This is a genomic window from Pelagerythrobacter marinus (genome assembly GCF_009827515.1).
Classification (GTDB): Bacteria; Pseudomonadota; Alphaproteobacteria; order Sphingomonadales; family Sphingomonadaceae; genus Pelagerythrobacter; species Pelagerythrobacter marinus.
Genome location: NZ_WTYO01000003.1, coordinates 12013 through 33057 on the forward strand (window position 1 = coordinate 12013; position 21045 = coordinate 33057).

Genomic DNA, 21045 nt, shown 5'->3' on the forward strand with positions numbered 1-21045 from the left:
GCCAGGAGTCCCGGCAGAAGATACGGGCGGGCCACGGAATCAGTCCTTTGCCGGGCGGCGCGCGCCGCGCGACCATATAAGGACATGGTTCTGGTCGTCAGAACTGAACAGATTGGCGCGCAGGGGCCGAGGCAATACCGGATCGTCGACGACGAGCGTGACAAAACTGCCTGCCTTGTCGCCGACATATTTCCAGCCTGCACCCACCTCGTAGGTTTCCTCGCCCTCGCCTGCCATGATGCGATAGTCAGGGGCGTTCTCGACGTCGCAGGGGTCGACGGCCACCAGGGTCAGCGGTCTATCGATGGTGAGGGTTTTCAGCCGTCCCTCGAAGCCGTCGGGTGTGGCTGCAAAAGTGCCGATACAGGTCATTGTGCGTCTCCTTCAGTGGTGTTTTGGATGGGAAAGTCTGCGGGTGAGGCAAGCAGGACAAAATCCCCGTCGCCCGCTTCATCGGTCCAAACGGGCCGCGCCCGCCCGATGACATCGGCGCGTACGACCGGGCCGAAATAACGCCCGTCAAAGCTGTCGGGGGCGCGCCCGTTCATCACGAACAGTTCGTGCGCAGCAATCGTCCGGCACCCTTCCCAGACAGGCAGTTCGCGTCCAAGGCTGTCGAGCCGGCGCGCCGCTCCCGCAGGTGTCCCATTGATCTCGATGAGCAGGTCGCGCCGGCAGACCCTATCCCCGCCAAGCGCCGCAACCTCCTTGATGAGCGGAACGCCCGCAGGAAGATAGCCGCGCGAGGCGAGGTATTTCTGCAGCCTGAAAGCAGGATCGATCGCGACGCGGTCGCCTCTTTCAAGACCGGTCTTTCCGCCGATTGAGTACAGTCCAACCGGCACGCTGGCCGTCACGTTCCAGACCAAAAGTCGCGAGAGCGGGATTGCGATGCTGGCCAGTGTCGCTGCCGCGACCATGCCTGCCAGAAAGGCGGTGCGCCGCCTCATGATTGCAGCTTTCGCCGCCGCAGCCAGTCGCGATGGCGCGCAGGGGAATAGGAACGTACTTGCATGCCCCCTGCCAGCCTGTTGTGGACATGATGCCAGTGGTCGGGAGCTACATCGCAGGGATCGATGCCAACGTCCTCGATCGCATCGATCAGCGCAAAGACCTGGCGAACCTTTGGCCAGCTTCGCACCGAGAGCAGGATTTGCGCGCCAGGATCGACCTGCGGCAGAGTGGTGAACGGCTCGCCGAAACCGGCGGCTTGGGCGATCGTGAGTGTGGAGCCAACGGTCCCGTAGTCGTTCGAAGCCCACCGAACCAAGGCAAAGACCTGTCCCGGAGCATAGCTTTCGATACGCGTCCGGCGATCGAGGATGCGCTCTGCAACGGGCTTGCCGAACCGAAGCCAGTCTTCCTGCACGCCGCCGCGCCACACCAGCGTGACGTGCGTAAGTGGCGGATCACCGGAACCTGCCTCGACCGGTTCCGGAGGCGGAAGCGAAGCGCGCGCTGCGCTTTTGCACAGGCGTGGCTGTGTTAGCAGGAATCTGAAAGATTCCTTGTTAGCATTGTTAAGGGCTTCGCAGGCGCCGCGTTTTCGGCGAGTCGCGCAGGCTCCCGGTTCCCGATAGTCCGGGAATAGGGTTCCCGATCGTCCGAACGTCATGGTTCCCGATAGTCCGAACATCACGCACCCTTTTCCACAGGGGGCAGCCCGATACGGCGCCGCGCGGACGCGAAGGGATCGACAGGCGCTGCAACGAACAGGAGCCGCTCGCGGCCGAACTGGTGCTCAAGAGCGAGATTGTAGCCGGGGAGCGACTGGCGGCGAACGATGGCCCGCACTTCGAAAGCGAAACGCTTCAATGGCGAGAGCGCGCCGGACTTCACATGCAAGTGCGAAATGTCGAAACTCCACCCGCCCTTCTGCTTCCCGCCATGCTTGCGTACGATGCGATAGAGCCAGCGCTCAAGACCGCCGGTAAGCGCGAAATAGGCCGGGTCGATGGTCAGGACGAGCGCACGATCGAGCACGCCCTCGTAGAGCCAGTCCGGCACGATCATTTCGATGCCGAGCGCGCGCCCGTTGTCGTCGAGCCGTTCGCGCCATTCGTTGATCCAGGAAAATCGTCGGCGGCGTCGCGCCCCGGCCTGCCGGATGGAGGTGGCAATGCTGGTCGACTGCAAGCGGTCGAGCGCCGCCTTCAGGCGCTCGTAGCCAGCCTTTCCGGTTCCGCGCCGGGTGAAGGTAAGGATTTCATGGGGCGTCGCCGCGATAAGGCGCGAGGTGGCTTTGCCGGCATCGCGCGCCTCGACGATCTGGCTCGCTACCCAGATCAGTACATCGGCGTCCCAGATGGTGGCCACGCCATGTTCGGCGGTCGCTTCGACCAGAATGGCGACCTCGCCCATACGAAAGTCGATCGGCTTCACGCGCTTCGTCTTGGCGAGGCTGAAGAAAGGCCAGGCCATCAGATCCTGCGCATCGCGCGCGGCGATGTCGCTGCCCGCGCCGACGAACAGGTCGAGCTGTCCGGCCCCGCCGTCCGATGTCTTCAAGGAGCGCATGGTACCGCTTCAGCGCCGGACCGGACCGGTGTAGCCGTCGATCCGCTTGGCAGGATGAACGACGCCCTTGCCCGGATCGCTGGTGGAACGGCGCAAGCCCTGCTCGGCCCAGGCGTCGAGATCTTCGGGCCGGTAAACGATGCGGCCGCCGAGCTTGTGGTAGACCGGCCCTGTTCCATAGCATCGGTGCTTTTCGAGCGTGCGCGGCGAAAGCCCCAGATGCACCGCGGCATCCGGGGTGCGCAGGTAGCGGGGACGGACCGGATCGGGAACGGCGGGCATGGGGTTAGCTCCAGGAGGCTTGGGTGGCTGCGGCTAACTGCCGCTGATTGCGGAGGGTGATGGCGCATGCCCTGGCAATGGGGGGAGCGACACGATGCCGCGTTCGGATTTGTCGCCCCTACCGATCTGAGCTCGGCAGGATCGAGGAGGGGCGGCATCCGCGCAGAACCCGACGCTATCGCGCTGCCCGGCAGGCTTTCGGCTGCAATGCCGAAGGCTCAGAGCAATGAACCGCACCTGCGAGAGAGGCAGTGGCCAAGGGCCTGTGGGAAGCAAGGCAAGCGGGACCTGTCGCGGCCGTAGCTTCCCGCTCGCCCGACCCGCTGCCGGTTCGCAAGTGCATGCGGGGCCCCAAAAACACGTAATGCCGCACCCTCAGGAGCGTATCGCCAGATGCGCGGGACAGAGTGCGTCCCCAGCCCCGCTCCATTTATCCCGATCGCCAGTTGGCCAAGCCGATGTTTGGAGAACCGCCGATTGCTGCTGGATCGAAACTTGAACCTGTAGCTCAGCCCATAAGAGACACGAAAAAAGGGCAGGAACCGCTGCCGGTCCCTGCCCTGCAGAATGCCTCAGAATTCGTCGAGCATTCCGCCATGGACGGTATGAACGACCCGGATCGCAAGATGCGGGGGCAGCGCATTGTAGTCGCCTTCGTCGACCGCGCGATATCCGAGTTCGTCATCCTCGATAACATGCTGGTCGAAGAAGCTGTGCAAGGCCCGTTGCTCAGCTGTTTCCAGAGCCTCGAAATAATTGCGCGAAGGCAGTGTGCATTTCGTGAAATAGGTCATGATAATCCTCCTGAAATCTGTCGCGAGACGACATGAGGTTGGCCGATGGGCCCGGGCAGACCGGGTCACAGGATCGCCTGACAGGGCGACCGCGAAGCGGCGCAGGGGGAAACGGTTTTGTCCGGTGCCGGATGCAATCCGGCGGCGGACAAAATGGTGGGGCCCCTGCCGTCCTTGATGCGGGCGGCGCGGGACCATCATGCTGGAAATGCGGTAAGCCAGGCCAATCCAGTCCACCTCAAACGACCGTTTCAGATGATCGCTGCCATAATGGGTCGGGCCCTCCGGGCAGCGCCTGGCTATTCCCCGGAGAAAAGACCGAGCGAAAGGAAGGGTGAACAGCGAAAAAGGCCCTGCCGTTTCCGGCAGAGCCTCCTTTGGCTGGTTCGATGGCGCCGGATCAGTCGATCGGAGGGGCGTCCTGGTTGTCGCCGCCATTGGCCCGCGAGAGGAAGTCGACCTTGTCCGCGAGGATCTCGGTCCCGTAGCGCGTGACCCCGTCCTTGTCCTCCCACTGGGTGTAATGGATGCGGCCCTGGACCGATACCAGCTGGCCCTTTGAGCAATACTGGCCGACGGTCTTGGCGAGGCCATTGAAGCATGTCACCCGGTGGAACTCGCTTTCCTTGGCGGTGTAGCCGTTCTCGTCATTGTAGGTCTTGCCATCCTTGTCGCGTGCGGGGCGATCGGTGACGACGGTGATCCCGGTGACATTGGTGCCGCCCTTGGTCTCGCGGGTGTCGGGATCGCGAGCGATGCGGCCAGTGAGGATTGCAATATTGGTCATGATAGTAGTCCTTCAGTTCCTCAAACCGGAGACCATCTCCGGCTTGCGAACATCCAGAAGAAGCAGGGCATGGGAGGACTGCACCGCAGGCCTGAAGGGCCGAAGGGAAACCTGTTCATGACGGGTGGTGCGGGCAGGCAGCGCAGCTGCCAACACGGCCGTCAAAGGAACGGGTTGCGGCTCCTCAGCTGACCTGGTTCAGGACTGTTCGCGACAAAAGCCGGATGGGTATCGGGTGCGGGTCTGAAGGTGCCAGGACCCTGCTGCAATCAGCTTACCTCATTGCCTTCCGATGCCGCCAGGAGATCCATGAAGTTGCGGGCTGCTTCCCGGTCTTCCTCGTTCTCGAAGGCCACGTCGAGGTCGGGGGCAGACCCGAGCAGGTAGAGCATGGCCCACAGGGCAAAGCGTTTTCCCCGGTCCTGCTCCAGACCGAGATCGACCTGGCATCGCTCGATCCCCGAGGCCAAGGTTTCTGCGCCAGTCGCTCGAGGATCGGCAGTGCCAAAATAGCGGATGAGAAGCGTATCAAGGTCCATCGCACTCTTTTCGGATCATCGGTCGGGCCGCGGCGAGGAAGGCCAGCATTCGTGGCCCGGTCATGCGTCGCTCAATCAGCGGTGGGTTGCTCGCGAAGCCGCCGGGCGCGCTCGACGAAGTGCTCCATCTGGGTGGCGGCATGCAGGGTAAGCGGATGCGGCTTCGCATCGGCACGCGGGGATATGAATTCCGCGATTTCTTCGATTGCTGCAAGCTGATCGGCGCTGGCCTGCGACAGAAGGCCGAGCACCATGTTCTCAAGGGCGATCACCCTGATGCGCAATTGGATGATCTCGGCATCGGAGAGTGGCGGAATATCCCATTTCTCGCAATCGGCAGCGAGCGCTTCCTGCGGCCCGCAGGGCAATGCCCCGCCTTCGTCTTCCCAGCGCGACAGCGCCCCGGCTTTTCCCGTTTCCGACATATGCGGTTCCTTTCATAGCCAACGAGGCGATCGTCTGCACGCTGCTCACATAGCACAAAGCCCTACCGGGATGCGCCTGGCACGGCGACAGCGAAGCCGGGCAAACGGAACCCCGCGCGGGTTGGTCTTCACGCGGGGTTCCTGAACGACCCCTTGGGGGCACCTGCGACCCGCAGGGCTTCGGGGGGAGGCGGGGCCGTCCTTTCCTGATCTTGCGTTGTTCGTTGCGATTTCTTGCCGAGGATATCTCCTGAATTGCCGAGTTACCGGGAAACGCGTCCGATCACATACCTTCCATGTCGTGATCGGCCATCGAGGACATGTCATGGCCCGCATGGGGATCGGCGGGTTGGGTCGCTTCGCTCGCGGGTTGCGTGCGCGTTGCTGGCGCTGCGGGTGTGGCAGTTGCGCGTGATGCGGGCGGGACAGCGCGCCGTGACGCAGGCGTGGCGGCGCCAATTGTCGAAAGAGCGTCCTGACGTGCGGCCGCTGCCTCATTTTCGGAGGGAGAGGTTGCCGGGTCTGCAAGACCCGCCTCGGGTGCCGTGCCAGGCATCACTGCAGCTTCGCCCATAGGCGAAACCTCGGTGATCGGTGTGCTCTCCTGCGCCTCGTCGCAAGCAGCAAGAGCGGACATCAAGGGCGCGATCGCGAGAAACCCGATCGCTGCATTCAATCTGGAAGTACGCATGCTCTTCAACTCCTTCAGAGCCAGGAAATACCGAGGTGGTTCGGCCCATGCGCGAGCTCGCCGCCAAGGAAGCCCTGGATGAGAACGAGCGCCGCCATGGAGAATATCGACGCGCGCAACCATGCGCGGCTCTGGCTCGGCCTGCTCGCGAGATAGGCCATCGCAATACCGAGAACGGCGATCAGCATACCGTTCCATCGATGCACCTGCATGACGGTGTCGCCGCCGAACCACAGGCCGGTGTGAATCCATCCGAACAGGACTGCGACCACCGCGCCGATGGCTCCGCCGTAGACAAGCACGCGTACCGCACTTTCCAGGCCCGCTCCTTTCCGGCGCATCACGAACAATTCGGTGGCCGCAGCCATGAGAAACAAGGCGATCGGGAAATGGATCGTTGCCGGATGCAGCTTCTTCAGTACGGCCATGACGCCGGCTTCGCCCTCATTCGCATGGCCACCGGCCTCGTCATGACCTCCGCCCGCTTCATCGTGCGCGCCGGAGGACTCGCCAGCATCCGCAGTCTCGCCCATCTGCGCCATGGCCGCCTGGTCGTGCACATCGCCATTGGTGGCAGCAGGCGCGGCGCTCGCCTCTTCGCCGTGCTTTTCGTCGCCATGAGCCTGAACGGGTCCGACGAAGAGCAGGCTTGCGGCGAGCAGCGCCAGAAATGAGGGGGCTTTCATGTCTCGTATGTCTTCCGAACCTGCAGTTAAAGTGCGACCTATGTGCCTGATACGCACGGCAGCCGCGTGCCCCTCACATTAATTTGATGGTATTGGCGCGACAGAAGAGCGTCTGCGGGATCAGGTCCGATGCCGGCACGATCGCGATCGTCGAACGCATTCGGCTCCTGGCCCGTTGGGCCTGGCGAACGGGGGTAAGGCGTTCGCCCACGCACATGAGCCCCATGGGCTCAGGCGAGCTTGCTCTTCTTTGCGCGGCGGCGCAGCCTCGGCATCCGGTTCGCCAGCAGGACGAAACCCGACAGGGCTATGATCGTGCCGCCAATGCCGAACAGCAGAAGCCACCAACTGTTGATGCGATCACGCTCGGTCCAGTCCATGATGTGCAGGCCCCAGATGAAATCGAACAGGCGCCATGTATCACTACGCGCCGCCCCGAGCGTGCCGCTGGCGGCATCGATGTAGATGCGCGTCGAAGCCTCGTCAGCATAGGTGACCTGCCAGGCCGGAAAAGGGCCGCGAAACTCGGTTCCGATGGGGTCATCGACGATCCGTGCGGCCTCGATGGTCGTGCGCGGCCCGGTCCATGCGCGCAAGGCGATGGATTTTGCCGTTGCCGCCGAGATGGGGGAGAGTTTACGCCCAGTCACCGGATCGTGGAGGCTCACGCTACCGTCAACCTTGCGGACCTCGGTCACGGCATCGCCGTCGAGCGAACGTGTCGTTACCGCTGCAAGAGTACCGTCGTTTGCGACCCAGGCCGGGAGCGGGGCATCGGCGGGCAGCGCCTCTTGTTCACGCGAAACGACATGTTCGGAGCGAACTTCTTCCAAGTCGAGAAACGACATGAGGGCGCCGGTTCCCATCCACAAGAGAACCTGGACACCGACGAAAATCGCCAGCCATTTGTGGATCTTGCTGCCGAGCACATGCAGGCGCAGCTTCAGCGACGGCGTTGCCAACCGGTGCTACCTCTTCGAAAGCCGTAATCAGTTGCGCGGCGCGCGCGACGAGGAATGGTACTGGACGATTCTCCACCCGTCCGCATCGTGAGCAAGCACCGATGTCGCCACGCCGTCGCGCTCGATCACCCGGCCATCGCTAAGTTCGATGCGATAGCCATACGTCTCATAGGCATGGGCCATGTGCCCCATCCGGGTGACGGTCAGCGTGGGGTCGGTAAAGGTGAAGCTCACAATCGCGTCGAGCTCGGGGCCCAAATGGTGCTCCATGTAATTGGCAAAGCTTCCTTCGGCCTTGCCATTCTCGAAGATCGCCGAGTCCTCGGCGAAGAGCGCGCGCATTGCCTGCGCGTCGCGCGCTTCAAGAGCGGTGCGATAGGCCTTGAGGGTTTCTTCAGCGCCCGCGACATCGTCCGCCGAAGCGTCCATCGCGTGCATCTGATGGTTCGCATGGGAAGAGTGGTCCATCTGCTGCGCGAAGGCTGGCAGCGGTATCAGCGTGGCAACAAGCGCAGTCGCCGCGATGCGTGTCAAAGTCTTGGTCATGGAAGTTCTATCCTTTTTGAGATTTCAGAACCAGAATCGCACACCGACGACATAATTGGTGACGCTCGGATCCTCTCCGGCGGCCCGCGCAAAATCCGCGCTGTCGCCGATGCGCCATTCCTGGGAAACGCCGACATAGGGCGCGAATTCGCGTGCGAACTCGTAGCGAAGACGCAGACCTGCCTCGATCCGGTCGAGGCCAGCGCCAATGCCGAGTTCGGGAATATCCTGAGCGGAAAGTGCGATTTCGGCACGCGGTTGAAGGATCAGCCGCTGCGTGATGCGCTGATCAAGTTCGCCCTCAAAACGCGCCGTCACATCGCCCTTGGTGGAGACGAAGGCCGCGGCATCGACCTCGAACTGGTAAGGCGCGATCCCTTGGATACCGATAACCGCGTGCGTGCGTTCCGGACCGGTCAGGTCCTGGCGAACACCCGCCTGGAAATCGAAGAAGGGCGCAATGGCGCGGCTCCAGAGCGCCTGGACCTCGGCGCCTTCTATGGGTTCGCCGAAGCTGCCCTCACCCTCGGACTTGAACCAGAATTTGTCGATGTCGCCGCCATAATATCCCTGGATGTCCCACAGATATCCATCCTTCCCCTCGCGGGCGCGGTACTCGAGCCGGTCGCCCTGAAACCAGAAGCGCATTCCTCCGTCGGTCTCGCGGACAAGCTCGCGGCGCGCTTCGTTCATGGCTTCCTCGCCCCAGATGGCGACCGCCGCGCGCGCTGGGCCGCTCCCTGCTTCTGGAGGAGGCGGCAGCAGCGGGATATCATCGTCCGAGCCCATCTGCATCGCCGAATGGTCCATGCCCTGCCTGTCCTGCGAAGGCGTCTCCCCATGGTTCATCTGGCTGTGATCCATCTGCCCATGGTCCATCGACGAACTGGCCTCCGCCTGACCCATCTCGCCGTGATTCATCTGCGAATGATCCATCGCGCCTTCGGCGGGCTTGCCCTGCGGCATCGAGCCGTGATCCATTCCTTCATGACTTTCGGGCGATGCCTGTGGACGGGCAGCGTCCACAGGCATTGTCATGCCAGAATGGCCATCCTGAGCGGTCATCGCACCATGATCCATGGTTGAGTGATCCATCTGCGAGCGGTCCATGGCGGCTTCAGGTTGAGCAGCCGGTTCGCATGCTCCATCTACAACCGGATGCCCCATCGCGCGATGGCGCTCGGCTTCTTCCTCGCACTTTGTCTTCGCGTCAGCCTGCGCCTCGGCGCTTTGCTGCGGCTCCGCCGGCGAATGACCGGCATGCTGCGCCGCCGCGGGGGAGGCGAGAACTGAGCCGGCTGCGACCGATGCGAGCAGGCTGACAATACGAATTTTCATGCTTCGCTCCCGTCGGGATTGGCGACCGTGACGATCTGAAACATCCCGGCATGCATGTGGTAGAGAAGGTGACAGTGGAAGGCCCAGTCGCCCGGCTCGTCCGCCGTCAGGTCGAACTGCGCGCTGCCACCCGGCTGCAGGATTACCGTGTGCTTGAGCGGTTGACGATCGGCCGGCGCGCCATTGACCAGCTCGAAGAAATGACCGTGCAAGTGAATGGGGTGCGCCATCATCGTGTCGTTGACGAGCTTCACGCGCACGCGCTCGTTATAGGCGAAACGGATCGGCTCGTCTGAGACGGCGGAGAACTTCTTGCCGTCGAACGACCACATGTAGCGCTCCATATTGCCGGTCAGATGAATTTCCATTCGCCGGGACGGCGTGCGGCCCTCGCGGTGTGGAGTCAGAGCGCGCAGCTTGCGATAGTCGAGCGTACGATGCGGCACATCGGCGAGACCGATGCCGGGATCGCCCATGCGGTCGACCGGGTTCATCGAGACCATGTCGAGACCGGGCCCGACCTTCACATCGGGCGGCAGAAGCGACGTGTCGCGCATCTGCATCCCCGACATGCCGGCCATGCCTGCCATCTCGGATTGGCCGGACGAACCATGATCCATCCCCGCCATGTCGCCGCCACTTCCGTGGTCCATGCCCGACATGCCGGCATCGCCAGACGAGCCGTGGTCCATGCCGCTCATGCCCATGTCGGCCATGGTTAGAAGCGGCGGATCGCGCAGCGGCGGAATGGCGGCGCGAGCGCCGGGTGCGCTCGCGAGTGTGGCAATACCCATGCCCGAGCGGTCCATCGACTCCGCGACCAGCGTGTAGGCTTGTTGCGCGCCCGGCGTCACGACGACGTCGTATGTCTCGGCCACACCGATCTGGAACTCGTCGACCTCCACCGGCTCGACGTTCTGCCCGTCCGCCTGAACGATGGTCATCGGCAGGCCGGGAATGCGAATATTGAAGAAGGTCATGGCGCCGGCATTGATGAAGCGCAGCCGCACGCGTTCGCCCGGGCGGAAGAGGTATTCCAGATTGTCGAGCGGGCCATGGCCGTTCAGAAGATAGGTATAAGCCGCGCTCGAAACATCGAGGATGTCCGTCGGCATCATGCGCATTTTCGCCCACATCCGGCGATCCTCGCCCGAAAGCGGGTAATCGTCGGTCCAGGTGTTCTGGTTGTAGTTGAAGTAGCCTTCGCCCTTCTTGAGCTTGTCGAAAATCGTGTGGGGCGACATTTCGCTGAATTCGCTCAGCACCACGATATATTCGCGGTCGGCCTGGACCGGATCGGGTCCGGCGGGGTCGACCACGATCGCGCCGTAATGCCCGGCCTGTTCCTGCAGGCCGCTATGCGAGTGCCACCAGTAGGTACCCGACTGGCGAACCGGAAACTCGGCGGTGAAGGTCTCTCCCGGTTTGACGCCGGGAAAGCTCACGCCAGGCACTCCATCGAGCTGAAACGGCACGAGCAGACCGTGCCAGTGGATCGAGGTATCTTCCTCGAGCTGGTTATGGACATTGAGCCGGACGGTCGTGCCTTCCTGCAAACGCAACAGCGGACCGGGGATCGTGCCATTGACGGCGATCGCGCCGCCGCGCCTGTTGCCGGTCGCGAAGGCCGATCGGGCAACGGTGAGGTCGATATTGGGGCCGGATATCTCGTCCAGCCCCTTGCGGGCGTTACCTGCGAGGATGTCCGCGCCCCGTGCCCAGGCAGGCATCGCCCCGGCAAGGCCGAGCAGACCCATTCCTCCTGCTCCGGCTCCGAGAAACTTGCGTCGATTGACGGCGATCATAAAGGGCTCCTGACGTGGCGTTTACCGTTACTTACGCGCGCGCCCACCCAACCCCTCAAAGTTTTTCGAAGCGCTCCTTCAGCCTGTTGCGCGCGCGGTATACGCGGGTTTCGATCGCCTTTTCGGTCGTTCCGAGAAGATCGGCCGCCTCGGCCTGGCTACGCCCCTCGATGGTCACGAGCACGATGGCTTCGCGCAGCCTTACAGGCATTCGCGCGATCTCGGCCTGAACGAGATTGAGCTCTTCCCTGGAAACGGCCGACGTTTCAGGACCCGGCAAATCGTCGGCGATGGAATGGAGTCCGTCATCATCTGACAGTCCGAAAAAGCCTGCGACCTTGCGCCTGCGCAAACGGTCCCGGCAGCGGTTGAGGACGACGGTTGTCAGATAGGGTCCGATCGGCTTGTCCGGATCGAGCCGATGGCGCGTCAGCCACACCGAAGCGAGGCTGTCCTGAACAACGTCCTCGGCCTGAGAAGGAGAGGAAAGCATGCGTGTCGCAAGCGCGAGAAGCCGACCGGTTTCATGCTCGACGAGTTGGCTGAAAGCCCGCTTGTTTCCAGCCCTCGCCTGCGAAACAAGGGCCTCATCCGGATTGTCGCCCGCCCCCGACATGGCGCTTCAGTCGCGCGGGTCGCGGGTCAGGGCGTCGGAGACCTTGCGGTCGAACTGGCGTTGCTGCTCGGGTTCGAGAATTTCACGCATGTCGAAGACATGGCGCACTGTTGCCTTCTGGAGATCGCCCATGCGTGCATGCACCTCGTCGATCGCGGCCGAGACCTCGGGGCCGTATTCATGCTCGTCTTCCATCGCCTGGGCGAGCCGGGCATTGGCTGCGCGCGCCGATCCTTCGAGCCGTGCCCTTTCGACAGCGAAACGGGCCTCGAGCGCATCGAGACGCTGCTCCTGGTCGGCCGTCAGGGTGAGCTCGTCGTGCACGAAATCGTGGAGGCCGGAGCCGGCCTCGTGATTGGCCCAGCGATCCGCGGCAATCGCGCCGAGGCATCCTGCAAGTGCTGCGAGAAGCACCGCGAGAACGATATGCGTCGTCTTCAAACCCTATTGCTCCACATGGAGGAGCGCCGATGGGGACAGCTGTTCGCCGAGGATAAGACCCTCGCCAAATGACGCGGAAGACGTGCCATAGCCGCCGGGCCAACCGCTCGTTCCGGCGCCAGCTCCAAGCCCGACGACGAACAGACCGACGAAAAGGGCCGTCCGGCGGCGTCGGTCGGCGATTTCGCCAAGCTGTCCGGCGCGCTGCCAAACGCCATCCATGAAGTCGGCTGGGACCTCGTTGGCGGCGGTGGTGGAAAGCGTTCCGAGCACCGCATCAAGAGAGTGATTGTCACGCATCCGAAAAACTCCTGTGGGTTGCACGTGTCCTATACGCGCTCGCCTGCACAATCCCTTAAACTTCTTTTTTTGAGGGAATGTCCAGCGCCATACGTAACCGAGACGGGTCTGTCAGAATCGGGTCGAACCCGGGATGAATGGAAACCAACTCGTGAGCAATATCACCGCACCTGAAGATCACGGCGAATTTACGCCTCTTCTTGGCAAGAGCTTTCTGACGCCGCTTTACGACCGGGCGATCGGTCTGTTCACCCGCGAACATCTCTGGCGCCAAAGGATTGTCGAAGAGCTGCACCTTGTCCCCGGCGACCGGGTGATCGATGTTGGCAGCGGAACCGGCACTCTTCTCAAGGCCTTGATGACGGATTGTCCGGAAGCGGGTCTGATCGGTGTCGAACCCGACCCGGATGCGCTCGCGCTTGCGCGGCGCAAGTTTGGCGCGGGAGCCGATCTCGTGAAATGGCACAATGGCTTTCTCGAAAGCCTCAAGCTACCCGCAGGGTGGCAGCCGAACAAGATCGTCAGCAGCCTCGTCCTGCACCAGGTCCCCTTGCGCAAGAAGCAGGCAATCCTGGAAACCATCGAAAGCTTGCTCGTGCCAGGCGGAACCGTCTTGATCTCCGATTATATGAAGCAGGATAGCCCACTCATGCGGAGCCTCTTCCGGGCGACCGTCCAGTCTCTTGACGGCATAAGCGACACGCAGCCCAGCGCCGACGGCGAAGTCGAAAAACTGTTCGCCGAAATCTTCACCGAGCCATGCCTGCTCCAACGGTTCCCGACGGCAACCGGGACGATCTCGCTATGGCGCGGATACAAGAAAGGAATTGCACAATGAATTTGAAAAAGCCTTCGCTGCTCCGGCGATCGATTAGCGGCGCGGCCTTGCTCGTGCTGGCAGCCTGTTCGAACGTGGCTCAGGCAGCGACCTATACGATGTTCCGGGATCCAGGATGTGGGTGCTGTCTCAACTGGGCAGGCCATGTCGAAGACGGGATGAACACGAAGGTGGCATCGGTCGACAGCAACGACATGGCGGCGATCAAGACCGCGCGGGGCGTACCCCAAGAGTTATGGTCATGCCATACGATGGAGGTCGATGGATACATCATCGAAGGTCACGTGCCTGCAGAAGCCGTCGCCAAGCTTTTGCGCGAACGGCCCGCCGGCGTTGCCGGCCTCGCGGTTCCGGGAATGCCTCTGGGATCGCCCGGCATGGAGGCCGGAAACCGGATCCAGCCTTACGACGTCATCGCCTTTGGCCCAACCGGACAGAGCGTCTTCGCGTCGTTTCCGTGAGTGTGTGGAACCACACCATGCGTCACCGTGAAAGGGATGAAGGTGATGAAGATTATTTGCGGGAAGCGACACAGAACCCGGTAAAACCGGGACAGGCGGTAAGAAGCCTATCGAATTCTCGCAGGGTCCGGGGCTGGCTGCCCCCACCGCCCCGGACCCGTCCAATTGTATGATTTAAGCACGCATGAAGTGGGAGAAATGCGATGGTAAAAGGATCAATCAAGAGCTCGATATTCGCATGGGGCTGGACGCTCAGCGTGTTCCTGCTTGTCAGCTATCTCCTCTGCATTGCCTTCGGAGTCCTCGCACCAGAGCGCTTTCACATGCACGAAGCCTGGGCTCCCTTACTGCCATGGTTCGAATGGCTAACGCCGCGCGGGTTCCTCGCCGGAGCGGTGGGGAGCTTTCTCTATGGCTGGTACATCGCACTCATCGCGGTTCCGCTCTATCGGTATTTCCGGAGACGAACTGGTAATTCGGTCTGATTTCCCGATGCCCTTCGCGGGACAAGACGTTTTGCATGCGAAGCCATTAGGCCGGTAGCCTGAAAAAACGAAAAAAGGGAATGCGCGATCTACAGGACAAAGCCTTCACAGAGCGCTCGAACGCTAACCGCCCATGCGGTCCTTGGTGCTGCCCTCGGCATCACGATCCTCCATCCGGTAACCACCCTCGTCTTCTGGTACGAGTTCGGTCCGTCGCACGACACCGGCAGCAATACTGCCATTGGGTTCATGATCGGCCGGCTGGTAAATGCTTTCGCGTTCGAAATGCTTCCCATGAGCGCCATCTACGCGGTGATCGGCGGCGCCCTTGGTCTGGGATTTGGCATGTATCACATGCGGTTGGCGCGAGCTCAGTCCAAGGTACTTTTTCTCGAACGCGAACTCGACGAGGAATTGCCGCTTCTTATCGCACGCGGCGAGGGCGAGCGATTGGAATTCAAATCGTCCTTGCGGTGGGACAGGCGTGAGAACCGGGTCAACCGGTCACTCCAGCAGGTCGTACTCAAAACGGTTGCCGGCTTTCTCAACCATGAGGGCGGAACACTGCTTATCGGGGTTGGAGACGATGGGAACATCACTGGCATTGAAGCCGATATGCAGACACTCAAACATGCCAATCGGGATGGGTTCGAGCGCCTTGTGATGGACCTCGTGAAGGATGGTTTCGGCGGTCACGCGTGCGCTTTGGTCCATTGCCGTTTTCACGAAATGACAGAGAAGACGGTATGCCGGGTCATTGCTGAAAGGAGCGCTGATCCTGTCTACCTCGTAGAGGGAGGTACCGCGCGCCTGATGTTACGTATCGGAAACAGCACGCGTGAGCTCGACGTGCGCGAAGCGCAGGCACATTTGCGCAATCGATCCCCCGGTCGAGCTTAATCCGGCTGCTGGGCACGTCAGATTGATCGAACAGGGCCAGTTACCTCTCGCGAGACCTGCTAGAGAAAAATCACAGTGGGCCACCCTGGCGATACGCGTCGCCTCCTATCGACGCACCTTGTGCTGAGAGAAGCCTCGCGAAAAGCGGACTCCCTATCTTGCCAAACCGCCCCCTGGGGCAGGCGCGCACCATGTCGAAACTTTTTTGAGGGGTGAGGCGCTACGCAACGTACTGTCTGGCGTGATGTTTCTCGGACGGGAGGACATCGACAGGGGAAAGACTTGCAGACAGATGGCGACGATCAACATAACGAGAGTGCGGCCTCGATAACATTGCTGGGCGGCGTCGCGATGGGAACCGGCGTCATGATCGGCGCCGGTATCTTCGCACTGACTGGCCAGATTGCCGAACTGGCTGGACCGCTATTTCCGCTTTCGTTCATTGCCGGCGCGCTGGTTACTTCGCTCGCCGCCTACAGCTACATCAAGATGTCGAACCGCTGGCCCTCCTCGGGCGGCATCGCGATGATCCTTCAGAAAGCCTACGGACCAGGCGTCGTGGCAGCCTCGGCATCGCTCCTGATGGCGCTGTCGATGGTCATCAACGAAAGCCTGGTCGCTCGAACCTTCGCGACCTATGCCTTGCGGCCCTTTGGGCTCGAGAGCAGCGGCATTCTGGTTTCCGTCGCGGCACTGGCGCTCATCGTCTTCGCCTATTTCGTGAATGCCGCCGGCAACAAATCGGTCAGCGGATTTTCGCTCATTATGTCGGCGATCAAGATCGGCGGCATCGCCCTGTTCGCGATTGCGGCGATCTGGGCCAGCGGATTTTCGGACGGTGCCTTCTCAGAGCCGGTCGCGCTTTCGGGCCTCGACGCGCTGCTCGCGTCGGTCGCCTTCTCGATCCTTGCTTTCAAAGGTTTCACCACCATCACCAACAGTGGCGGTGAAATCATCAATCCGCACCGGAATGTCGGTCGAACCATAATCATCTCGATCGCAATATGCGTGGTCGTCTACCTGCTTGTCGCGGCGGCGGTCGGTGCCAGCCTCAGCACGTCAGAAATAGCTGAGGCGCGCGATTATTCGCTTGCGGCGGCTGCGCGTCCCGCGCTCGGAGAGCTTGGCTTCTATTTCACAGTGGCAATCGCCATCGCCGCCACGACCTCGGGTGTCATCGCCAGCGTTTTCGCCGTTTCGCGTATGCTGACCATGCTGACCGAGATGAAGATGATCCCGCATAGCCATTTTGGCATGAGCGGACCGATCCGCAGTCACATGTTGGTCTATACCGTTGTTGTCGCAGGCACGCTCGCGGTCCTGTTCGATCTTTCGCGGATCGCCTCGCTCGGAGCGTTCTTCTATCTCGTAATGGACATGCTCGTGCATTGGGGCGTGCTGCGCGGTTTGCGGGAAGAGATAGGCGCGCGTGCCTGGATCCTCTGGTCGGCGCTCATGGCGGACGGCGTAGTCCTGACGGCTTTTGCCCTCGCCAAGCTCAAAACCGACCCTGCGGTCGTTGCCTATGCGGTCGCAGGTATTGCCGCAGTGTTCGGAGCCGAATGGTTCTATCTCCGTCGAAATCCTGCGCTGCGGGAAATGCCCGCCACACACGATGGAGATCATCGATGATCGCCGCACTAATTCTCGCCATTGCACTTTTCCTGGCCTCGGTCGGCATGCATCTGTCGATCCTCGGCGCCGGGCATCGCGTGCTCGACGCACCCGGAAGTTTCTCCGCCAAGCTTGGGGTCGCGCTTCTTGTCCTGGCATCGCACCTGCTTGTCGCGACGCTCTTCGCTGGCGGTTTCTGGCTGGGCGCGGAACTGGACCTCGGCGGGTTCGACAAGACGCCGGCGATGAGGGCGATGGACTATTTCTATTTCTCGCTGATCAACGTGACCACGCTGGGGCTCGGCGACATCTACCCGACCGAGCACCTGCGCGTCATTGCCGGCGTCGAAGCCTTGACCGGCTTCGCGCTCATCAGCTGCTCGGCACAATTGTTCTGGACCATGATGAAGGAAGGAGAAAACGCATGACTGAAAGCACATGCCACTCGGATAAGGGAGGGGGCGGCAACTACTGGCGGTTCATGGCCATGGTATCGACCTCGACCGTGATCATGTTCTTCCTGATGTATGCCAACAGCTTCGACATGGACGACGTTTTCTGGAGCGAGACGCGCTTCTGGATGATGTTCGTCATGGGCGCGATGATGATGGTGGTCATGCTTCTCTTCATGTGGGGCATGTACAAGGACCGGACCAAGAACTTCATCATCCTGGGTGTCGGAGCCGTCGTCTTCGCGCTCGCGCTTTGGCTCGTACGCAGCCAGACCACGGTGGACGATACCGAATACATGGCCGCGATGATTCCGCACCACTCGATTGCGATCATGACCAGCGAGAGAGCGAGCCTGAAGGATCCGCGGGTTCGCGAACTCGCGCAGGCCATCATCGTCGCGCAGCGGCGCGAGATCGCCGAGATGAAATATCTCATCCAGGATATCGAGGAGAACGGTCCGCGCACCGAGGAACGTCTGCCCGAGGAGATGCAGCAATGAACAAGATCGCAATTCTGACGCTTGCAGCCCTCCCGCTGGCGGCCTGCAACACCAATACCGCGGTCGGCAATGATCGCGAAGCACAGCTCGATCCTCCGGCAACGGCGGCGCCGATAGAGAGTGCTGCGAGCGCTCTTGCCAATCTCAGCCCCGGCCTCATGCTGCCCGAGACGATGAGCGAGGCGGACCTCGCCGCGCTGGGAGCCGAGAACACGTGTCAGTTTCGCCTGACCGAGGTCGCGTTTCCGTCGTTCGTCTACGACAACAGCGGTCGCGGGACGATCAAGATCAACGGCAAGCTGATCCCTGTCACAGCAAGCGCCTCGGGTGAGTATGCGAATGGTGAGCTTCGTATCCGCACGCGCCTTCTCGATGACGAAGGAGACGCGGGCCTGCAGATGCAGGAACTCATCGTCGCCGGACCTCGGATGAAGGACGAGTTCGGGTTCTGGGGGTACACGACCTGCGGCAACAGCGAAGCGTGAACACGAGCGAGCGGGCGCCAGCGTGCGTCGGTGCCCGCTCTATGATCATGTTCGGCCCGGCACGCGCGGCCGAATTTATAATGAGGTGCTACAGTGGAAGCTGAGCCTGTGAGCGATGCAGCCCCCCTTGCGGTCTTCGGTGCCGGAGGAAAGACCGGCACGGAAATACTGCGCCATGCGGTTCACAAGGGCATCGAAGTTCGAGCGTTCGAGCACACCTTGCCCGAACCATCGGACCGGGTCGACAACGTCGAGTACCTCCAGTGCGATGTACTCAATGACGACTTCAGCAGCGAGCTCGAAGGTTGCCGTGCTGTTATTTCCGCACTCGGTATAGAGTTTAGTCCATCTACGGCGATCGATCCGCCTCCGCTTTATACGGAGGGAACCCGCAAGCTGGTGGAAGCGATGTCGACGACCCGCATTTCCCGGATCGTCGTGATATCGGCGGCGTTTGTAGAGCCGCAGCCCAGCGTTCCTGCATGGTTCGAGCTCACAGCAAGACCAGCCTTGCACAATATTCTCGAACAGATGCGCGCCATGGAAGATCTTCTGGAGCGCGCGAAAGGCCTGAAATGGACGGCTGCGCGACCGGGCTGGCTCCTCGACGAACCCTATACGGGTGAAGCCGTCATTACCGACGAGCGCCTTGCCCAAGATTGCTTTCGCTGCAGGCACGCCGACCTCGCGGCAGCGATGCTCGAATTCGTCTGCGAGAACACCTGGGTCAACGCTAAACCCGCTATCGCCCGGCCAGAAGAAGACCGCTTCGAGAACGTCTCGGCGCTCAAGGCCGAACTCGGGATCAACTAGATCGATGCGGACTTGCGGAAACATTCCAACAACGAGGTAAGATATGCTGCTTGAGAAGATAAAGACCCCCGGCCTTTCGCACCTTTCCTATCTGATCGGTTCGCAGGGCAAGGCAGCGGTCATCGATCCGCGCCGCGACTGCGAGATATATCTCGAGCGAGCCCGCGCCGAAGGGCTGGAGATCACGCATATCTTCGAAACGCACAGGAATGAGGATCTCATCACGGGATCGCCGGTACTGGCCAAAATGACCGGCGCCCGGGTTCTGCACGGTCCAAACCCTGCGGATGAGGTTGTGTTCGCCGACACCGCGCGAGAGGGCGATGTTTTCGAGATCGGTAAGATCAGGGTCGAAGTGCTCGAAACCCCCGGTCACACCGACGATCATCTCGCCTTCGTCTTTCACGACGACGATTATCCCGAAGGACCGGTCGGCGTGTTCACCGGCGATGCGCTCTTCGTGGGCGACGTCGGCCGAACCGATTTCTATCCCGAGCGCGCGCGGGAGGTCGCGGGCCTCCTGTACGATTCATTGCAAAAGATTTGCGCTCTGGGTGACCAGACAATCATATACCCGGCGCACGGTGCCGGATCAGTTTGCGGGTCCGAAATGGCAGACCGGGAATTCTCGACAATCGGCCATGAGCGGCGCAACAACCCGCGGCTGCGCATTGCTGACCGCGACGAGTTCATCAAGGCGAAGGTAGAAGAGCATCATTACCAGCCACCTTATTTTCGGCTAATGGAGCGGCTCAATCTCGAAGGCGCCAATGCCGCGCCGCGAGTCATGCGGCCAAGGCTTCTGGGGCTGGAAGACCTCGGCGAGAGCGGCGCCGATCACCTGGTCGATGTACGCGAGCCGCTCGCCTATGCCGCCGGTCATATGCAGGGTGCCGTGTGCCTTCCAGTGGGAATGATACCCGCCTTTGCCGGGTGGTTCATCAGCGAAGGCGACACGATAGCCCTAATCGCTTCCGAAGAAGACGAGCTCGCTCAAGCTATGGCGCATTTGGTGCGCATTGGTCTCGATAATATTGTCGGCGGTTATGTCGGCGTGATCCCAGCCGCCGCACAGGGCAAAGCGATGCAAAGTATTGCCATGATCGACACCGAGGAAGTCGCACGCAGGCTCGCTGAGGACAGCGAAGATTGGACCTTGCTCGACGTGCGCGCCCTTGACGAACGGCAGCAAGGCAGCATCGATGAATCCGAACATGTCTATGTCGGCGAGCTCAACACCCGCTGGAAAGAGCTCGATCGCGACCTTCATTACACTTTGATGTGCGCCAGCGGCATGAGGGCGAGCGTAGCAGCGGGCTGGCTCGCAAGCCAAGGCTTCAAACACCTCGACGTCTATCTGGGCTCCATGGGCGCATGGACAAACGCGCAGGGCTAAAAAGCTGGAAAACCTCGAAAATGGCCAACCCGCGATCCCTTCAGGGCCGTCCGCGAAAGCTGTTTGGCCTACCGGAAGACACGCTGGTCTATCCTGCGCTTGATTGTGCAGGGGGGCGCGTCTCGACGATCATACAGGCAGGCAAACGCAACCCCCGCTTGAATGGCGATGTCTCACTTTTTCGAATTTCAGCAGATCAGGGCCGTGCTGGACCTGCCCTACCTTGAAAAAATCGACGTGGCCGTGCCTACCAATCTGAAATGCGGAAATTGCTCTGAAGACGCTGTCGAGCGACTGCACGAGCTCGGCGGGAAATCACCGCAGGGATAGGTTGGATTGCCTTGGCCACCGCGGAGCCATGTGCGGGCTATT

The 21045-nt window shown here is 61.5% G+C and carries 28 protein-coding genes; 10 read left to right on the forward strand and 18 right to left on the reverse strand.

Annotated elements, in window-relative coordinates; all coding sequences use genetic code 11:
• Positions 1-39: 39 nt before the first annotated feature.
• The 18 genes from GRI72_RS07095 to GRI72_RS07180 form a co-directional block, all read right to left on the reverse strand.
• A complete protein-coding gene (locus GRI72_RS07095) occupies positions 40-372 on the reverse strand; it encodes a DUF736 domain-containing protein (protein WP_160733259.1) in 333 nt (110 codons plus the stop codon).
• Positions 369-950: a conjugative transfer signal peptidase TraF gene (traF, locus tag GRI72_RS07100; protein WP_160733260.1), complete on the reverse strand. Its 582-nt coding sequence runs from the start codon at positions 948-950 to the stop codon at positions 369-371. Before traF ends, GRI72_RS07095 begins: the two co-directional genes overlap by 4 nt.
• A complete protein-coding gene (locus tag GRI72_RS07105) occupies positions 947-1615 on the reverse strand; it encodes a DUF2840 domain-containing protein (RefSeq protein ID WP_083508413.1) in 669 nt (222 codons plus the stop codon). The genes traF and GRI72_RS07105 overlap by 4 nt, the downstream gene beginning before the upstream one ends.
• Before the next feature lie 20 nt (positions 1616-1635).
• Positions 1636-2517, reverse strand: a complete 882-nt coding sequence (locus tag GRI72_RS07110; protein WP_160733261.1) for a replication initiator protein A — start codon at positions 2515-2517, stop codon at positions 1636-1638.
• 9 nt (positions 2518-2526) lie between these two features.
• On the reverse strand, positions 2527-2799 hold the full coding sequence (locus GRI72_RS07115; RefSeq protein ID WP_010240237.1) for a helix-turn-helix transcriptional regulator: 273 nt from the start codon (positions 2797-2799) through the stop codon (positions 2527-2529).
• A 572-nt stretch (positions 2800-3371) separates the two neighbouring features.
• The gene (locus GRI72_RS07120; protein ID WP_010240235.1) at positions 3372-3593 is read right to left on the reverse strand and encodes a hypothetical protein; all 222 of its coding nucleotides are present in this window, start codon (positions 3591-3593) and stop codon (positions 3372-3374) included.
• Positions 3594-3993: 400 nt separating this feature from the next.
• Positions 3994-4380: a single-stranded DNA-binding protein gene (locus tag GRI72_RS07125; protein WP_160733262.1), complete on the reverse strand. Its 387-nt coding sequence runs from the start codon at positions 4378-4380 to the stop codon at positions 3994-3996.
• Between the two features lie 269 nt (positions 4381-4649).
• Positions 4650-4919 carry a hypothetical protein gene (locus tag GRI72_RS07130; protein WP_160733263.1) on the reverse strand — a complete coding sequence of 90 codons (270 nt, stop codon included), beginning with the start codon at positions 4917-4919 and terminating at the stop codon, positions 4650-4652.
• Positions 4920-4990: 71 nt separating this feature from the next.
• On the reverse strand, positions 4991-5344 hold the full coding sequence (locus GRI72_RS07135) for a hypothetical protein (protein WP_160733264.1): 354 nt from the start codon (positions 5342-5344) through the stop codon (positions 4991-4993).
• Between the two features lie 283 nt (positions 5345-5627).
• A complete protein-coding gene (locus GRI72_RS07140) occupies positions 5628-6035 on the reverse strand; it encodes a hypothetical protein (RefSeq protein ID WP_160733265.1) in 408 nt (135 codons plus the stop codon).
• A gap of 14 nt (positions 6036-6049) precedes the next feature.
• Positions 6050-6721, reverse strand: a complete 672-nt coding sequence (locus GRI72_RS07145; protein WP_160733266.1) for a DUF2231 domain-containing protein — start codon at positions 6719-6721, stop codon at positions 6050-6052.
• Between the two features lie 230 nt (positions 6722-6951).
• Complete coding sequence (locus tag GRI72_RS07150; protein WP_009823988.1) at positions 6952-7683, reverse strand: PepSY domain-containing protein; 732 nt, start codon at positions 7681-7683, stop codon at positions 6952-6954.
• Between the two features lie 27 nt (positions 7684-7710).
• Complete coding sequence (locus GRI72_RS07155) at positions 7711-8229, reverse strand: YybH family protein (RefSeq protein WP_009823989.1); 519 nt, start codon at positions 8227-8229, stop codon at positions 7711-7713.
• Positions 8230-8253: 24 nt separating this feature from the next.
• A complete protein-coding gene (locus tag GRI72_RS07160; RefSeq protein ID WP_160733267.1) occupies positions 8254-9567 on the reverse strand; it encodes a copper resistance protein B in 1314 nt (437 codons plus the stop codon).
• Positions 9564-11372 (reverse strand): copper resistance system multicopper oxidase, encoded by a 1809-nt coding sequence (locus GRI72_RS07165; RefSeq protein WP_054522842.1) that lies wholly within the window; start codon positions 11370-11372, stop codon positions 9564-9566. Before GRI72_RS07165 ends, GRI72_RS07160 begins: the two co-directional genes overlap by 4 nt.
• A gap of 55 nt (positions 11373-11427) precedes the next feature.
• Positions 11428-11988 carry an RNA polymerase sigma factor gene (locus tag GRI72_RS07170; protein ID WP_160733268.1) on the reverse strand — a complete coding sequence of 187 codons (561 nt, stop codon included), beginning with the start codon at positions 11986-11988 and terminating at the stop codon, positions 11428-11430.
• A 6-nt stretch (positions 11989-11994) separates the two neighbouring features.
• Positions 11995-12429, reverse strand: a complete 435-nt coding sequence (locus GRI72_RS07175; RefSeq protein ID WP_160733269.1) for a Spy/CpxP family protein refolding chaperone — start codon at positions 12427-12429, stop codon at positions 11995-11997.
• A gap of 3 nt (positions 12430-12432) precedes the next feature.
• Positions 12433-12729: a hypothetical protein gene (locus GRI72_RS07180; protein WP_066761572.1), complete on the reverse strand. Its 297-nt coding sequence runs from the start codon at positions 12727-12729 to the stop codon at positions 12433-12435.
• Positions 12730-12862: 133 nt separating this feature from the next.
• Between GRI72_RS07180 and GRI72_RS07185 the strand changes: the two genes are divergently transcribed.
• The 10 genes from GRI72_RS07185 (at position 12863) to GRI72_RS07230 (ending at position 20673) form a co-directional block, all read left to right on the forward strand.
• Entirely contained in the window at positions 12863-13567 is a 705-nt protein-coding gene (locus GRI72_RS07185) for a class I SAM-dependent methyltransferase (RefSeq protein ID WP_160733270.1), read from the forward strand.
• The gene (locus tag GRI72_RS07190) at positions 13564-14028 is read left to right on the forward strand and encodes a DUF411 domain-containing protein (protein ID WP_008603937.1); all 465 of its coding nucleotides are present in this window, start codon (positions 13564-13566) and stop codon (positions 14026-14028) included. The genes GRI72_RS07185 and GRI72_RS07190 overlap by 4 nt, the downstream gene beginning before the upstream one ends.
• Positions 14029-14231: 203 nt before the next feature.
• Positions 14232-14513, forward strand: coding sequence for a DUF5676 family membrane protein (locus GRI72_RS14720; protein WP_054527892.1), 282 nt, complete (start codon positions 14232-14234; stop codon positions 14511-14513).
• A 249-nt stretch (positions 14514-14762) separates the two neighbouring features.
• The gene (locus tag GRI72_RS07200; protein WP_123880436.1) at positions 14763-15413 is read left to right on the forward strand and encodes an AlbA family DNA-binding domain-containing protein; all 651 of its coding nucleotides are present in this window, start codon (positions 14763-14765) and stop codon (positions 15411-15413) included.
• A 282-nt stretch (positions 15414-15695) separates the two neighbouring features.
• Positions 15696-17045 (forward strand): APC family permease, encoded by a 1350-nt coding sequence (locus GRI72_RS07205; protein WP_160733271.1) that lies wholly within the window; start codon positions 15696-15698, stop codon positions 17043-17045.
• Entirely contained in the window at positions 17042-17455 is a 414-nt protein-coding gene (locus GRI72_RS07210) for a potassium channel family protein (protein WP_119511733.1), read from the forward strand. Before GRI72_RS07205 ends, GRI72_RS07210 begins: the two co-directional genes overlap by 4 nt.
• Positions 17452-17979: a DUF305 domain-containing protein gene (locus tag GRI72_RS07215; RefSeq protein ID WP_202389005.1), complete on the forward strand. Its 528-nt coding sequence runs from the start codon at positions 17452-17454 to the stop codon at positions 17977-17979. The genes GRI72_RS07210 and GRI72_RS07215 overlap by 4 nt, the downstream gene beginning before the upstream one ends.
• A complete protein-coding gene (locus tag GRI72_RS07220) occupies positions 17976-18464 on the forward strand; it encodes a DUF6692 family protein (RefSeq protein WP_160733272.1) in 489 nt (162 codons plus the stop codon). The genes GRI72_RS07215 and GRI72_RS07220 overlap by 4 nt, the downstream gene beginning before the upstream one ends.
• 108 nt (positions 18465-18572) lie before the next feature.
• Positions 18573-19277, forward strand: a complete 705-nt coding sequence (locus tag GRI72_RS07225; protein WP_160733273.1) for an NAD(P)H-binding protein — start codon at positions 18573-18575, stop codon at positions 19275-19277.
• A 43-nt stretch (positions 19278-19320) separates the two neighbouring features.
• Positions 19321-20673 carry an MBL fold metallo-hydrolase gene (locus GRI72_RS07230; RefSeq protein ID WP_160733274.1) on the forward strand — a complete coding sequence of 451 codons (1353 nt, stop codon included), beginning with the start codon at positions 19321-19323 and terminating at the stop codon, positions 20671-20673.
• The last annotated feature ends 372 nt before the right edge of the window (positions 20674-21045 follow it).